Source organism: Nocardia sp. NPDC057668 (genome assembly GCF_042799795.1).
Taxonomy (GTDB): Bacteria; Actinomycetota; Actinomycetes; order Mycobacteriales; family Mycobacteriaceae; genus Nocardia.
In genome coordinates this window covers 729,149-742,949 of sequence record NZ_JBHVIC010000003.1, presented here as the reverse complement: position 1 = coordinate 742,949, position 13,801 = coordinate 729,149, and the positions used below count along the sequence as shown (strand labels likewise).

15 protein-coding genes are annotated in these 13,801 nt (G+C 67.1%); 10 read left to right on the top strand and 5 right to left on the bottom strand.

Features of this window, described 5'->3' with window-relative positions:
* Positions 1–41: 41 nt before the first annotated feature.
* The 3 genes from ACFVBH_RS21990 (at position 42) to ACFVBH_RS21980 (ending at position 2,020) form a co-directional block, all read left to right on the top strand.
* Complete coding sequence (locus ACFVBH_RS21990; protein WP_354989617.1) at positions 42–401, top strand: helix-turn-helix domain-containing protein; 360 nt, start codon at positions 42–44, stop codon at positions 399–401.
* A gap of 2 nt (positions 402–403) precedes the next feature.
* Positions 404–1,111 (top strand): polysaccharide deacetylase family protein, encoded by a 708-nt coding sequence (locus ACFVBH_RS21985; protein WP_379003895.1) that lies wholly within the window; start codon positions 404–406, stop codon positions 1,109–1,111.
* Positions 1,112–1,198: 87 nt separating this feature from the next.
* A complete protein-coding gene (locus tag ACFVBH_RS21980) occupies positions 1,199–2,020 on the top strand; it encodes a GntR family transcriptional regulator (RefSeq protein ID WP_379003893.1) in 822 nt (273 codons plus the stop codon).
* 102 nt (positions 2,021–2,122) lie between these two features.
* On the opposite strand, the gene ACFVBH_RS21975 is transcribed toward ACFVBH_RS21980, so the two are convergent.
* Together ACFVBH_RS21975 and ACFVBH_RS21970 are read right to left on the bottom strand one after the other, a co-directional pair.
* Positions 2,123–2,419, bottom strand: coding sequence for a hypothetical protein (locus ACFVBH_RS21975; RefSeq protein ID WP_354989620.1), 297 nt, complete (start codon positions 2,417–2,419; stop codon positions 2,123–2,125).
* Between the two features lie 493 nt (positions 2,420–2,912).
* Positions 2,913–3,707, bottom strand: coding sequence for an SAM-dependent methyltransferase (locus ACFVBH_RS21970; protein WP_354989621.1), 795 nt, complete (start codon positions 3,705–3,707; stop codon positions 2,913–2,915).
* 347 nt (positions 3,708–4,054) lie between these two features.
* Here ACFVBH_RS21970 and ACFVBH_RS21965 point away from each other — a divergent pair, with 347 nt between their 5' ends.
* Both ACFVBH_RS21965 and ACFVBH_RS21960 read left to right on the top strand, forming a co-directional pair.
* Entirely contained in the window at positions 4,055–4,285 is a 231-nt protein-coding gene (locus tag ACFVBH_RS21965; RefSeq protein WP_354989622.1) for a DUF397 domain-containing protein, read from the top strand.
* Between the two features lie 84 nt (positions 4,286–4,369).
* Positions 4,370–5,254, top strand: coding sequence for a helix-turn-helix transcriptional regulator (locus ACFVBH_RS21960; RefSeq protein WP_354989623.1), 885 nt, complete (start codon positions 4,370–4,372; stop codon positions 5,252–5,254).
* A 237-nt stretch (positions 5,255–5,491) separates the two neighbouring features.
* Here the strand turns inward: ACFVBH_RS21960 and ACFVBH_RS21955 are convergent, their stop codons facing one another.
* Positions 5,492–5,740 carry a hypothetical protein gene (locus ACFVBH_RS21955; RefSeq protein WP_354989624.1) on the bottom strand — a complete coding sequence of 83 codons (249 nt, stop codon included), beginning with the start codon at positions 5,738–5,740 and terminating at the stop codon, positions 5,492–5,494.
* 435 nt (positions 5,741–6,175) lie between these two features.
* Complete coding sequence (locus ACFVBH_RS21950; RefSeq protein WP_379003887.1) at positions 6,176–6,451, bottom strand: hypothetical protein; 276 nt, start codon at positions 6,449–6,451, stop codon at positions 6,176–6,178.
* Between the two features lie 219 nt (positions 6,452–6,670).
* On the opposite strand from ACFVBH_RS21950, the gene ACFVBH_RS21945 reads away from it, so the two are divergent.
* The 4 genes from ACFVBH_RS21945 (at position 6,671) to ACFVBH_RS21930 (ending at position 10,430) form a co-directional block, all read left to right on the top strand.
* A complete protein-coding gene (locus ACFVBH_RS21945; protein ID WP_379003884.1) occupies positions 6,671–7,504 on the top strand; it encodes an acyl-CoA thioesterase domain-containing protein in 834 nt (277 codons plus the stop codon).
* A 43-nt stretch (positions 7,505–7,547) separates the two neighbouring features.
* Complete coding sequence (locus ACFVBH_RS21940) at positions 7,548–8,225, top strand: PAS and ANTAR domain-containing protein (protein ID WP_354989650.1); 678 nt, start codon at positions 7,548–7,550, stop codon at positions 8,223–8,225.
* Between the two features lie 208 nt (positions 8,226–8,433).
* Positions 8,434–8,868, top strand: a complete 435-nt coding sequence (locus tag ACFVBH_RS21935; protein WP_379003882.1) for an ATP-binding protein — start codon at positions 8,434–8,436, stop codon at positions 8,866–8,868.
* Between the two features lie 146 nt (positions 8,869–9,014).
* Positions 9,015–10,430 carry a lipase family protein gene (locus ACFVBH_RS21930; RefSeq protein ID WP_379003880.1) on the top strand — a complete coding sequence of 472 codons (1,416 nt, stop codon included), beginning with the start codon at positions 9,015–9,017 and terminating at the stop codon, positions 10,428–10,430.
* A gap of 238 nt (positions 10,431–10,668) precedes the next feature.
* Here ACFVBH_RS21930 and ACFVBH_RS21925 read toward each other — a convergent pair whose 3' ends face one another.
* Positions 10,669–12,219, bottom strand: a complete 1,551-nt coding sequence (locus ACFVBH_RS21925; protein WP_379003878.1) for an acyl-CoA carboxylase subunit beta — start codon at positions 12,217–12,219, stop codon at positions 10,669–10,671.
* 171 nt (positions 12,220–12,390) lie between these two features.
* Here ACFVBH_RS21925 and ACFVBH_RS21920 point away from each other — a divergent pair, with 171 nt between their 5' ends.
* Complete coding sequence (locus tag ACFVBH_RS21920; protein WP_379004573.1) at positions 12,391–13,758, top strand: ABC1 kinase family protein; 1,368 nt, start codon at positions 12,391–12,393, stop codon at positions 13,756–13,758.
* The last annotated feature ends 43 nt before the right edge of the window (positions 13,759–13,801 follow it).

The window sequence follows — 13,801 nt, the reverse complement described above, 5'->3', positions numbered from 1 at the left end:
CGTTGACTGCTTCTGATTTAGAACCAATATGGTGGTTCGAAATGAGAAGCGCAAGTCAGCCACTGTCGTCCAACAGCCGCGCCGAGCCCTCGGACGCCCCGGTGCTCGCCGCCATGGACCTGCTCGGTCAGCGGTGGATGCTGCGCGTGATCTGGGAACTCGAACCCGGACCGCTCGGCTTCCTGGAACTGCGCCGGCGCATGGGGAATTGCTCGTCGAGCATGCTGTCGGTGCGCATGCAGCGCCTGCAGGACGCCGGTGTGGTGGCGAAGCAGCCGGACAAGTCGTATGAATTGACCACGGCCGGAGCCGAACTCGGGCTGGCGCTGGAGGCGCTGTGGAAGTGGTCGGACCGCTGGGGCGCGAATCTGGCCGCCGCGGACGGGGAGTTGGACGGGTAGGAATGACGAAACGCAGGCTGCTCATCGGCGCGCCCCTGGCACTGGTCGTGGCGCTGGTGATCGCCGCCGGTCTGTACGTGCTGATGAATTCGCGCACCTACCAGGTCGCCGGGCGCATCGTCCCGCGCGTGGACACCGACCGCAAAATCGTCGCGCTGACACTCGACGACGGTCCCACCGCCTACACCCCCGAGGTCTTGAAAGCCCTTGCCGACGCCGGAATTCCGGCGACCTTCTATCTCGTCGGCCGGGAGTTGGCGGCCGATCCGGACCTGGGCGCGGCCATCGCACGCGCGGGCCACGAGATCGGCAACCACAGCTTCACCCACCGGCGCATGATCCTGGTCGGCGCGGACACCGTGCGCGAGGAGATCGAGCACACCGACGCCGAGATCGCGAAAACCGGATACCGGGGCGTGATCACGTTCCGCCCGCCCAACGGCAAGAAACTCTTCGCACTGCCGCGGTACCTCGCGGACCACGATCGGACCACGGTCATGTGGGACGTGGAACCCGATTCGGGCAAGCGGCCCACCACGGCGGAGATCGTGTCCGAAACCGTCGAGCGGGTGCGCCCGGGATCGATCGTGCTGCTGCACACCATGTACGAATCCGGTGCGGCATCGCGCGCGGCCATCGGCCCGATCGTCGCGGAACTGCGGGCTCGGGGCTACGAATTTGTGACGGTCGCACAGCTGCTCGCCGAATAGATGACGTGAATTCCCAGACTTGTGCAGTTGTCCGAGTAAACACCTACACTGTCTGGGACGTGTACTAGGTTCTGGAGAGGTGACACGATGGGAGACCGGACGGTCGTCGCTGACGTCGCCGACGAACTGGCGCGGCGGGTCGCAGCGGGAGAGTACGCCCCCGGTGGTCTGATGCCGTCCGTTCGGCAGGTCGCCGACGAGTTCGATCTGAATCGTGCGACGGCGCAATTGATTCTGGGGCGACTGGAATCCTACGGATTCGTGGACGCCCATCGCGGTAAGGGATTCGTCATCCGCGACGTGCGCGCCGAGGGCGGCGTGGACGTGTACCGGCGATTGTTCCGCCTCTCGATGCCCGCGCCCGAGATCGCCGCCGAGATGTTCGGCAATATCGTCGAGGAGGAGCGCGGTATCGCCCTGGAGGCGCTGCTCGCCTACACCGGGAGTGAGCGGGCCATCGATCCGTCGGTCTTCAAGGCCGAGATCGACGAATTGGAAACCCTTGCGCGCGGCGCCGATCCGGACCCGTACCGGATGCTGCGCATCGAACTCGGGCTACTGCGGCGACTGCTGACCGCGCTCGGGCACAACATGCAGCGCGCGGTGCTCAATTCCATCGGCGAGATGATTCTCGAGGTGCCCGAGGCGGTCCAGGCCTACTTCGCGGTGTCGCCGGATCTGCACGTGCTGGTGTGGCGCGCGCTCATCGCCGTCTGGGAATCCGAGGGCGGTCCGAGCGAGGCGCAGCTGGCGCTGTTCGAGGATCTCTTCGGGCTCTACCACCAGAAGGTGGTGGCCCGGTTCGAGGAAATGGTCGGCGCCCCGGGCGAATCCGCCGACGCCGCGGATTCCCCCGCTGCGGACATCGTCGGGCGCACCGTCGAGACCGCACACGCCGCTTCGGCGTAGGGACGACGGGCGGCCCGGTTCCGCCGGGCTTGTCTGAGACGACAGTGGCGGTAGCCCCGTATATTCGGTGCCCGGCCGCGTGAACAGCCGGGCCGCCCACCGCTATTGCCCGATAACGGCATTCATGATGGTGCCCGCGCTGGTGGCGATCACGCCGCCCACCAGTGCGCCCGCGATCTGCTTGGGCGACTGCAGCGCCCCGCCGCTCCACTTCTCCCAGGCGAACCGGCCACCGGCGTAGATGATGGCGATCGTGCCGGAGAGTAGAACGAACCAGGTGAAGTAGCGGACCAGGCGCAGTAGCTTATCGGCGGCCGGCGGGGTTTCCGGGGTCGGATCGAAGACTTGGGCCAGTGACGCTCCAGTGGCCAGCAAATCGTGGGCGGCAGTCAGAATCATCTCGGCGCTCTTCCACGTGACGGCAGTTCCCTATCCGGAGTACCCGCCTAATGCTGTGTCTTGCAAGGCGAGAACGCAAGAGTCGATCGGGAGCCGGTGCGCGGCAAGGGCGCCGGAAACCTGGCCCGCGGGGGTGTGTACGCTCACCGGGGCAAGCGTGCCGAACCCCCGCGAGGGGACCGGGTTTCAGTCGACGTCGTTGTCCGCGGAGAGATACGCGATGGCGGCTAGATACTGCCGACAGGCGAAGTGCTGATCGTGTGCGTGCAGTATGGTGCGGGCCCGGCGATAACTGAGGCCGCGCGGTTCTACGTCGCAATCGTCACCGGAAAGTTCGGTGCTGGGGGCGAGCATCTGTGTCATGGGATGCCTCTGGCCGAGGGTGGAATTGGTTAACCGAGTGTAGGGGCGTGAATCGTGCAGATGCAAGTGCATCTGCACGTTCGACACAACGTGTCGAGGGTCTGACGTCCCGATCGGTGTTGTTGTGGCGTCAGGGTTTACGCGCCACGCCCCCGTAGGCCGAAATGTCCGGAGCGAACTCCATCGCCGCCGGGTCGATGCCCCACTTGGAGATGGGAACGAACCCGGGCGCGAGCAGTCGCAGCCCGTCGAACGCCGCCAGCAACTGTTCCTTGGGTCTCGGGATGTACGGCACGCCACCGGACTTGCCGTACTCCTGCCACAGCTTCACGTAGGCGTCACTGTCGGTGGTGCCGTCCCACAGCACGAGGTAGCTGCCGGCCGGCAGCTCGGCCATGAGGGCCCCGACGATGCGCTCGAGGTCGCCCGCCACGCGAGCGTGCCCGAGCACCCCCATGAACATCACCGCGATCGGTTCGCCGAAATCCAGGTCACTCCGGACATCTGCGACAATTCGGTCGGGTTGGTGGAAGTCGTGCTCCGAGAAGGTGATTGTCCCTTCGGCGCCGCTGCTGAGCAGCGCGCGGCCGTGCGCGAGCACCAGCGGATCGTTGTCCACGTAGACCACCCTTGACCGCGGATTCAGCTCCTGGGCGATCTCGTGGGTGTTCCGGGTAACCGGCAATCCGCTGCCGATGTCCAGGAACTGCCGCACCCCCAGTTCGCCCGCGAGCGTACGCACGGTGCGAATGAGGAACTGCCGCGACTCCATCGCCATGGTGCGGATGTCGGGGTCGATGGCCAGGCTCGCGTCCCCGACCGTGCGATCGATCTCGTAGTTGTCCTTACCGCCCAGCCAGTAGTTCCAGATCCGCGCGGAATGCGGGACATCGGTGCGGATAGCCGGATGTTGTACGTCGGACATGGCGGCTCCTCGACAGGTGTGCTCAGCACGTTCGCTGGGGGATATGCCCAGTGACAGTACAAGATTCGCCAAGTGTTGACCTGAGGGTTCGCGCTATCGGCCTGGACAGCGAGTTACGGAACCGACCGGTATGTAACGCCGGAAAATCTTCGCAACTTCGCAGTGATGAATCCGACACCAAGATCAATGCTGTTGTGTTGCAAAGGATCAGGCTGCGCAGAGCCATCGATGCGGGGCTACCTGCGTGCTATCGTTCGTCTTGCGGTTGCAACTGTAAGAACATTTGCTCGAACATTTGCAAGTACTGGATCACCGCCGACCGGGCGGTACCGGCATAGGAGTCTGAAATGACGGATATTTCCGCAACCCAGTTCGATCCATCCGAACTGTCTTGGCGCAAGAGCACTTTCAGTAATCCCAGTGGTAACTGCGTGGAGCTCGCACAGCTCGCCGACGGCGGGGTGGCCATGCGCAACTCCCGCGACCCGCTGGGTTCGGTCCTGGTCTACACCCGCCCCGAGATCGAATGCTTCATCCTGGGCGCCAAGAGCGGAGAGTTCGACGATCTGGCGTTCTGAGCGGTAGCATTGGCAATCGGCGCGGTGGTTCGCGACGCTGCTGTTGTGTCCACTGCCGGCAATCCGAGCATCGGAGTGGACCTCATGATCGCTGAACCCGTTCCCCACGGTCGGGTGAATTCCGCTGTCGCCGAACGCGGCCCGACCGCACTGCGTATTGCGGTGGGCGGGCAGCTACGGAAGCTGAGGGAAGAGAACAAGATCACCCGGGAGGCCGCCGGTGAACACATCCGCGGCTCCCACGCCAAGATAAGTCGCCTGGAACTCGGGCGAACCGGATTCAAGGAACGAGACATCCGGGATCTGCTGAGCCTCTACGGCGTCAGCGATCCCGGTGAGCTCGAACAGTTCCTGGATTTGGTACGCAAGGCGAACCAGCCGGGCTGGTGGCATCGCTACAGCGATTTGCTGCCATCCTGGTTCGAGACCTACCTGGGTCTGGAACATGCCGCCAAGTCCATCCGGACGTACGAGGGCCAACTGATTCCGGGCCTGCTGCAGACCGCCGATTACGCCCGCTCCGTCGTCGCTCTCGGGCACGACGAGGACGGCGAGCGACGCGTATCGCTGCGCAGGCACCGCCAGGAGCTGCTGACGCGCGAAGGCGCGCCGACGTTCTGGGCGGTATTGGACGAGTCGGTGCTGCGGCGTCCGGTGGGTGGCCCCGCTGTCATGCGTGGGCAGCTCGAGTATCTGATCAAGATCTCGCAGCTGCCCAACGTGACGATTCAGGTGCTGCCGTACGCGGCGGGCGGCCATGCGGCCGCGGGCAGTTCGTTCACCATGCTGCGCTTCGCCGAATCCGAGCTGCCCGACATCGTGTACCTGGAGCAGCTGACGAGTGCGCTGTACCTGGATCGCCGGGAGGATCTCGAACTCTACCGGCAGGTCATGGATCAGCTGAGCGTGCAGGCCGAGCCGCCGGAGCGGTCGCGGGAGTTCCTGACGGAGATCGCCGACGCGCTCTGAGACAAATAGGCCCGTTCACCGAACGGGCCTGTTGTTGTGCCCGAAAACGGTTGCCCGGCAACGCTGTCGACCAGGTCGGGCGCTGGTGACTATGCCGGCGACGCTGGACCACCGAACCCGGTGGATGAATAGGGTGTGAGCGTGCGGCGCGGAACGGTGCCGGCGCTGCTTCGGGGTGCGCACATGCTGGCGGGGCCCCTTGCGGGGCCCCGGTCAGGCCGTGCAGTGCAGTTCAGTTCACTGCCTGATGAAACTGGACGCGATACGCCAGAACGCATCACGCTGCAGCGAGTGCAGATCCCAGTCGTTCACCATCGCGTGTGCGGTGGTGACTATTCGGTCGATATCGAAATCGTACCGAGTGGCCGCTCCGGTGGATTCGACCTGTCCGATAACGAATTCGGTCGCCGTCTCGCGTGAATAGGTGTGCGCCGGCTGATTCCTTTCGGCGAACCCGAGTCGGCTGAGGTTGATTGGCTGGTTCATTAGAACGCCCCTGATGCCAAGCCGTCGGCAAACCTGTGGCGCGGAATCGCCGGTGGTTTACCGTTCGGCTCCCTGGTTATCCCCTACGGTGCCTTACACCCCGAGTCTAGGACCGTGCTCCGCGCAGATGCAAGTACATCTGCAACCTCGAATTCGCAGGTCCGGCAACGATTCCGGGATGCCGAATGTTTGCGCGGAGACCCTTCCTGGGGTGCCCGGAAGGTGCGGCCAGGAGTATTTCTGAACGAAAATACTGGTCAGATCAGACTTTTTCGCCGACGATTCGAGATCGACATGCGGCGTGCCGATGAACTGGAGGGATTCTGTAGCCCGCCAACGGGATTGCACACCGCTGCGAAGATGTTTACCGGCTCGAAAATTGTTTTGTCCGAGCCCGGTTCCGGAGGTAATTGCACGGCGCCGCGGCGCCCGCTTTCACTCGTCCCGGGGCCCGGGCCGGACCGCGCGGCCGTGTTCGGTCACCAGCAGGGTGATGCCCGCCCCCAGGAACGCCACCGCCGCCACCGTGGCGAAGAGCGCCCCGTCCGCCCAGCCGTGGCCCGCGGCCGTCGCGGCCAGTGCCGCCGCGATGAGCGCCAGGGCCGTCAGCGCGAGCCCGGGCAGGGTGCGGACTTCGGTGCGGGGAACGGCGGTATCGGCGCTGTCGTTGCGATTCAGCCTGCGGGCGGTGCCGAGGGGTGCGGGCTGCATCATCACTGTCCTCTTCTCCGCCCCGGACCTCAGGGCCGATGGGACCTGGTTACCCGACCCGCCCGAGCCCTAATCACCGGACCTGCCGGACGGTATGCCGGGCGCTGTGGGAAATGCCACCGGCCGGCGGCGGGTCTTTGTATTGAAACGAGTTCTACCTGTGTGTTAGGTCTGGGAGCAGTGATTCGATCAGTGGTACCGGACAGGACAGGTGGACCCGTGGTGGACGTCCCGGCGTATTTCGATGTGGTGGGCGACGGCGTCGAGCCGACGCGGTTCGCGGCCAGTCAGTGGAGCGCCGCCCAGGTCGTCGGTCCCGCGCTGTGCGGGCTCATGGCCCGGCAGCTGGAACTCGAGCACGCCACCGACGGCTTCACCCCCGTGCGCCTGACCGTGGACCTGTTCAGCGCCGCCCGCTTCGAGCACACCACCCTGCCCACCGTGCGGGTGCGCGACGGCAATCGCATCCGCGTCGCCGATGTGAACGTCGTGCAGAACGGCAAGATCGCGGCCCGGGCGTCGGCGGTGCTGCTGCGGCCCTCCGAACAGCCCGCGGGCGAGCTGTGGCACCGCGAGCGGGAACCGGTGCCGCCGTCCCTGGAACTCGCGCCCACCGGCCCCGAGCCCAAGATCCCGTTGTTCAGCAGCACGGCGGCCCAGGACGACTGGTCCTCGGTGCCGACCGAGCACGAGAACAACGCCCGCAAGCGCACCTGGCAGAACCCGATTCGAGTGATGACCGGTGAGGAGCTCTCGCCCTTCCAGCGGGTCGCCATGGTCGCCGAGGCGACCAGCATGATGACCAACTGGGGCGACGGCGGCATCGGCTTCATCAATACCGATATGACGCTGGCGATCTCGCGCATGCCGCAGGGCTACGAGATCGGCGTCGAGGCCGACAGCCACTTCAGCGAGCGCGGTATGGCCGTCGGTGTGGCCACCCTGTTCGACCGTCTGGGCTCCTTCGGGAACTGCATGGTCACCTCGGTGTCCAACGCGGCCCGCCAGATCAGCAGCGCCCAGTTGGACGCGGTGATGGCCTCGCGTATCTGATCCGGTCCCGGGCGGGGGCCCGGCAGCCCATACTCGGGTGGTGATGCTCGGCGGTGAGGTTTCGGGGGAGGGCCAGGGGCTCGATCAGGTGATCGGTTCGGGCCGGCCGCAGGCGGTCGGCAGCTTCCGGTTCTGGACCGCCGAGCAGCGCTGGGAGTGGTCGGACGAGGTGGCGGCCATGCACGGGTACGCTCCCGGCACGGTGCAGCCGACGACCCAGTTGCTGCTCACCCACAAGCACTCCGACGACCGCGCGCTGTTCGCCAGTTCGCTGGCCCGGTCGGTGGAGAGCGGCGAGCCGTTCTGCAGCAGGCATCGCATCGTGGACACCGGCGGGACGGTGCATCACGTCATCGTGGTCGGTGATCACCTCTTCGACGACCACAACCGGGTCGTGGGCACCTCCGGTTACTACATCGACGTCACCGACACCCTCGCCGCGCATCGGCAGGAGACCCTCGACGACGCCCTGCCCGAGCTGTACCAGGCCCGCGCGGTCATCGAGCAGGCCAAAGGCGCGCTCATGCTGGTGTACGGCATCAACGCCGAACAGGCGTTCCGGGTGCTGACCTGGCGCTCGCAGGAGACCAACACCAAACTCCGCACGCTGTCCGGGCTCCTGGTCGCGGAGTTCGCCGCATTGGGCGGGGTGACGGTGGAACTGCGCACCAGATTCGACCATCTGCTGCTGACGGTCCATCAGCGCTCCGATGCGGAATGAGCCGGGGTGCGGAGGTTTCGTCGCTCGTGCCCCGGGTATGGCCGTCAATGACACGTGCCGGGTGTTCGTCTCCGCCGGCAGACCGCGCGATCGACATCCGTCAGGCGAGTGAGTGTTCGAGAATATGCATCAGGCGAACGGATCGAACAACGGCCGCGCGCGGCGCATCCCGCCGGCGCGGCGTGGTGGCGGACGGGCGGAGCGGCGTATGCGGGACGGGATCTCTGGATCGGCGACCGAGGCGGATGTGATCGGCATTCGCGTTCCGGCCGAATTGGCGCAGCTGACCATGCTGCGCGCGCTGGCCGAAACAGTGGCTCTGATAGGGGATTTCGCCCTCGACGAGGTGACGGACATCCGGGTCGCGCTGGACGAGGTGGCCACGGCGCTGATCCTGGGGTCGGTGCCGGGCGGTGTGATCGAGTGCGACTTCGGCTACAACGACAATCGGATGAGCATTCGGGTGGGGACCGTGGTGTCCGAGCCGGACGCCCTGGACGAGGGCGGCTTCGGCTGGCACGTGCTGCAGACGCTCACCGACAGCATCGGTGTGCGTACCGAATCCTTCGACCCGGTGGCCGGCGGGTTCCCGACGGTGGTGCGATTCAGCCGCCGCAGGGGCGAATACGACGAGCGGGGCTGACCGGCCGGTCCCGATCCTGCGGGATCATCTCGGATCGGCATGGATCGGCACGGACCGGTCTCGATGCCGCGTCGAACAGACTACGTCGAATACCCCACGGAGAGCGCCGGTTTAAGGTTGCGGTTACCGCCGAGTTCTCTCATTGCGTGGGGGTTGCCGTGCCGCGTTGTTCTCGAATCCTCGCCGCCGCACTGTTGTTCGGCAGCCTCGCGACCACCGCGAACGCCGAGCCGCCCGCGCCGGATCCGCCTGTCGGCGCGAGTGTGCCGGCGACGGTGAACTCCTCCGGCTTCGACCTGCTGCCCGCGATACAGCAGTGGATCGACACGGTCCTGCCGGCGCCCGCGCTGCCCCCCGCCCCGGACACCCCGCTGGTCGACGGCGACTCTCTCACACCCGAATTGGCGGCGCTGCGGGCCGCGACCATGCCCGCGCCGGTCGGGGACGCCTTCGTGGACGAGTGGCCCGCCGATCTGGACGGGATGGCTCCGGGACAGCTGATCGCCTGGCGCGACGTCACCGCGGTCGGCGGCCCCATCCTGCTGGCGCCGGTGCACCAGGTGGTGCAGTTCAAGTACCGCACCACCGACGCGCACGGCGCGCCCTCCTACGCGGTCTCCTCGCTGGCCGTGCCGCCGGGGGAGTGGGCCGGGCCCGGGCAGCGGCCGGTGCTGGTGAACAATCTGCCCATCAACGCGCTGGGCCGCGAATGCAACCCGAGTTACACCCTGGCGCATGGTATTTCACTGAACACCAACCTGACCGAATACCTGCCGCCCACCACCCAGCTCGCGCTGCTGCGCGGGTACGCGGTGCTGGTGCCGGACCACGAGGGTCCGCGCATGGCCTACGCGGAGCCGTACGTGGCCGGGCACGCGATCCTGGACGGGGTGCGCGCGGTGCGCGGCGCGCTGCCGGAGGAGTTCGGCGACAGCCGTTTCGGCATGGTCGGCTACTCCGGGGGCGCGATCGCCACCAAGGGCGCGGTCAAGCTGCTCGAGGAGTACGCGCCCGAACTCACCGAGGTGGTGGTCGGCGCGGCGCTGGGCGGGGTGCCCGCGGACTACGAGTTGCTGGCGCGCAGCATGAACGCGAATCTCGCCTCGGGAATCTTCATGGCGGCCACCTTCGCGGTCGGCCGGGAGCGCCCGGAGATCCTGGCGCGCATGAACAATCTGGCGCGCTGGGTGACGACCTCGGTGGTGAAGGACTGGTGCGTGGACACCTTCGCGCTGCCGGGGGTGCTGCTGCTGCCCATCGACGTCGCGGCGAACTTCCCCGACCCGCTGAACAGTCCCTTCGCGCAGGAGATCTACCGCATCACCCGCATGCAGGGCCGCAAATCGGCTGTGCCGCTGTACATCTACCACGGTGCGCAGGAGTTCTGGGTGCCCGAGCAGGGTGCGCGGGACCTCTACGACGAACAGTGCGCGCTCGGGGCGCGCGCGGTCTACCGCAGCGTGTTCGGCGAGCACATCATCGCGGCGGCGGTGGGGTACCCGGAGTCGCTGCTGTGGCTGGACGAGCGGCTGCGGGGCGTACCCGCGCCCAGTGAATGCTGAAGCGCGCGTGGATGGTTGCTCGCCGGTCCGCAGGGCCCGCCGATCGGCCCGGCGCCCGGCGAACGACCGGCCCGGCAGTCGGCGAACGACCGGCCCGGCAGTCGGCGAACGACCTGCCCGCTGGGCGGCCCATCCCTGTTGAACGAGCCTATTCCGCCGAACGATCCGCCCCTCGAACGACTCGGTCCCCGGCCGCGGAGACCGGGGACCGAGTGAGGTATCGGCTATCGCGCCGTGCTCACATGGGGAACAGGTTGTGCTTGCGCGGGTTCTGCTTGCGCACCGCGCCCTTGTCGCGCAACAGCTTGAGCGCCTTGCGGATCTCGAGGCGCGTGGTCGAGGGCTCGATGACGGCGTCGATGTAGCCGCGTTCGGCCGCGGTCCACGGGGTGGCGACGGTGGCGTTGTAGAAGTCGATCATGTTCTGCCGCACCGACTCCCGCTGCTCCTCGGGGGTGGCCTCGAGGGTGCGCTTGCCGACGATCGGGATCATCGACTCCGCGCCCATGACGGCCAGGCGGGCGGTCGGCCAGGCCAGGGCCACATCGGCGCCGAGCTGCTTGCAGCCCATGACCGCGAAGCCGCCGCCGTACGCCTTGCGCGTGACGATGGTGACGATCGGGACGGTGGCCTCGATCAGCGCGCGGAACATGCGACCGCCGCGCTTGATGACGTGATTGCGTTCCTCGTCCACACCGGGCAACACGCCCGGGGTGTCGACCACGTAGATCAGCGGCACGTTGTACGCGTCGCAGAGCCGGATGAAGTGCGCGGCCTTGTCCGAGCAGGCGGCGTCGAGCGCGCCGCCCAGCACCAGCGGCTGGTTGGCCAGCACGCCGACCGGGCGGCCGTCGACACGGGCGAACCCGGTGATCAGGTTCTCCGAGGTCTTGGCGCCCACCTCGTGGAAGTGGCCGTCGTCGAAGATGCGCAGCAGGATCTCGTGCATGTCGTAGCCGACCTTGTCGGCGTCGGGCATGAAGGTGTCCAGCTCGCGGTCGGTCGCGGTGATCTCCGGCTCGAGGCCGGGGTTGACCACCGGCGCCGGCTCGACGCAGCTGGTCGGCAGGTAGCTCAGGTATTCGCGAACCCAGGCGAACGCACCGGCCTCGTCCTTGGCGACGTGGTGAACGGTGCCGTTCTTCTCCAGCGCGCGGGCGCCGCCGAGCTCCTCGGCGGTCACCGAGGAACCGGTGACGGCCTTGATGACCTCCGGGCCGGTGACGAACATGTACGAGTCCTCGGTCGCGACCAGGACGTCCATGTTGATCGGGCCGTACACCGAGCCCGCGGCGCACTTGCCGAACATGACCGCGACGGTGGGCACGAAGCCGGACAGATCATCCAGCGGGCGGCACATGTTCGCGTACCAGGCCAGCGAGGCGACGCCGTCCTGGATGCGCGCGCCGCCGGAGTCGTTGATGCAGACCACGGGGCAGGCGTTGTTGTAGGCGAAGTCCATCGCGGCACGCACGCGGCGGCCGAAGGTCTCGCTGACCGAACCGCCGTACACGGAGGGGTCGTGCGAGATGACCACGACCGGGCGGCCGTCGATGTAGCCGCGGCCGGTGACCACGCCGTCGCCGTAGTAGGCGTCGGGCTTGCCGGGCTGGCGCATGAGCGCGCCCATTTCGACGAAGGTTCCCGGGTCCAGCAGCATGTGCACGCGTTCTCGGGCGCTGGGGATGCCCTTGGCGAGCCGCTTCTGAATGCCCTTCTCACCCGAGGGTTCTTCGGCAATCTCGAGCAGTTTGCGCAGTTCCGCCAGCTTTTCCGCTGTACCCGTCATTACTTCGGTCTTGCCTTTCCGCCTCTATCAGTGGGCCGGATCGCGGCCCGACCATGCACGGTACCCCGCCTTACCCCTCCCTAACCACTGAACGCCTCGGTAACGTGTGCCGGGCACCACAGCGGGGTTTGCGAAACAATCAGCGATACACTGCCGCCCGTGAGCTCACCCATGACTGTGCGGGCCGGTACGCCCGAGGTGGTTCGGCCCGATCTGAATACGTTCGGGTTCTCCGAATTGCGGCGCACCGCGATCGTGGGCGCGGTGCTCGGGGGTTCGGTCACCCGCAGCGTGCTGCGCGGCGGGCTGCGCAAGGCCAAGCGTAAGCGCGCGGTCGCCGACGGTGTGGTGAACGGCTTCGAATCGCTCGGCCCGATGTTCGTCAAACTGGGTCAGCTCATCGCCTCGTCGCCGGGCGCTTTCCCGCGCGAACTCGCCGACGCCTGCCTGCGCTGCCTGGACGATATGGCGCCGTTCCCCTCCGCGGACGCGCGCGCGATCATCGAATCCGAGCTCGGCAAGCCCATTTCCGAGCTGTTCCAGTCCTTCGAGGACGAGCCGCTCTCGGCCGCCTCCATCGCGCAGGTGCACGCCTGTGTGCTGGCCGACGGCCGCCCGGCCGTGGTCAAGGTGCAGCGCCCGGAGATCGCCCGGCGCATGATCGTGGATCTGCGCGCGGCCATGAAGCTGGCGCGCACGCTGGAGAAGCGTTCGGAGAACGCGCGGGTGGCCAATACCCAGGCCGTGGTGCGCGATCTGTACGAGGCCACGGTGGCCGAACTCAACTTCCTCATCGAGGCCGACAACCAGACGCGGGCGCGGCACAACCTGACCGTCTTCGGCGACAACACCAATGTCGTTGTCCCCGAGGTGTATTGGGAGTACACCGCACCGCGCGTGCTGTGCATGGAGCGCATGCGCGGCATGCCGCTGGACCGCTTCGACGACATCCGCGCGGTGCACCCGGACTCCGAACTGCTGATCCGCCGCCTGGTCAAGGCGTGGATGGAGAGCGTCGCGGTGCACGGGCTCTTCCACGGTGACGTGCACGCGGGCAACCTCTGGCTGCTCGAGGACGGCCGGGTGGCCATGCTCGATTTCGGCATCGTCGGCCGCATGGAGACCGAATGGCGCGACTTCGTGCGCGCCCTGTTCTACGCCAGCGCCATCGACAACGACTTCCGGCCCGTGGCCCGCGCGCTGCGCAAGCTCGACATGGTCTCGGACGACAGCGGCGACGACGCCACCATCGGCCGCCAATTGGCCGTCGCACTGGGCCCGGTGCTGAGTGGCAGCCTGGACAAGCTCGACCTCGGCGTAGTGGCCGCCCGCCTGCTCGAGTTCGGCAAGCGCCGCGGCGCGGCGGGCCCCGAACAGCTCATCCTGATGGGCAAACAGCTCGGCTACTTCGAGCGCTACGCCGTGGCCCTGGCCCCCGGCTGGAAGCTCGGCCGGGACCTGTTCCTGTTCCGCAACGTCTTTCCCGACGAGGTCGCCGCCAAGCTCGCCGAGTCCGGCGCCGAACTCCCGGCGGACTGATCCCCGCGATTCCTCGTCCCTGTCGGTGGTCGATGCGATGATC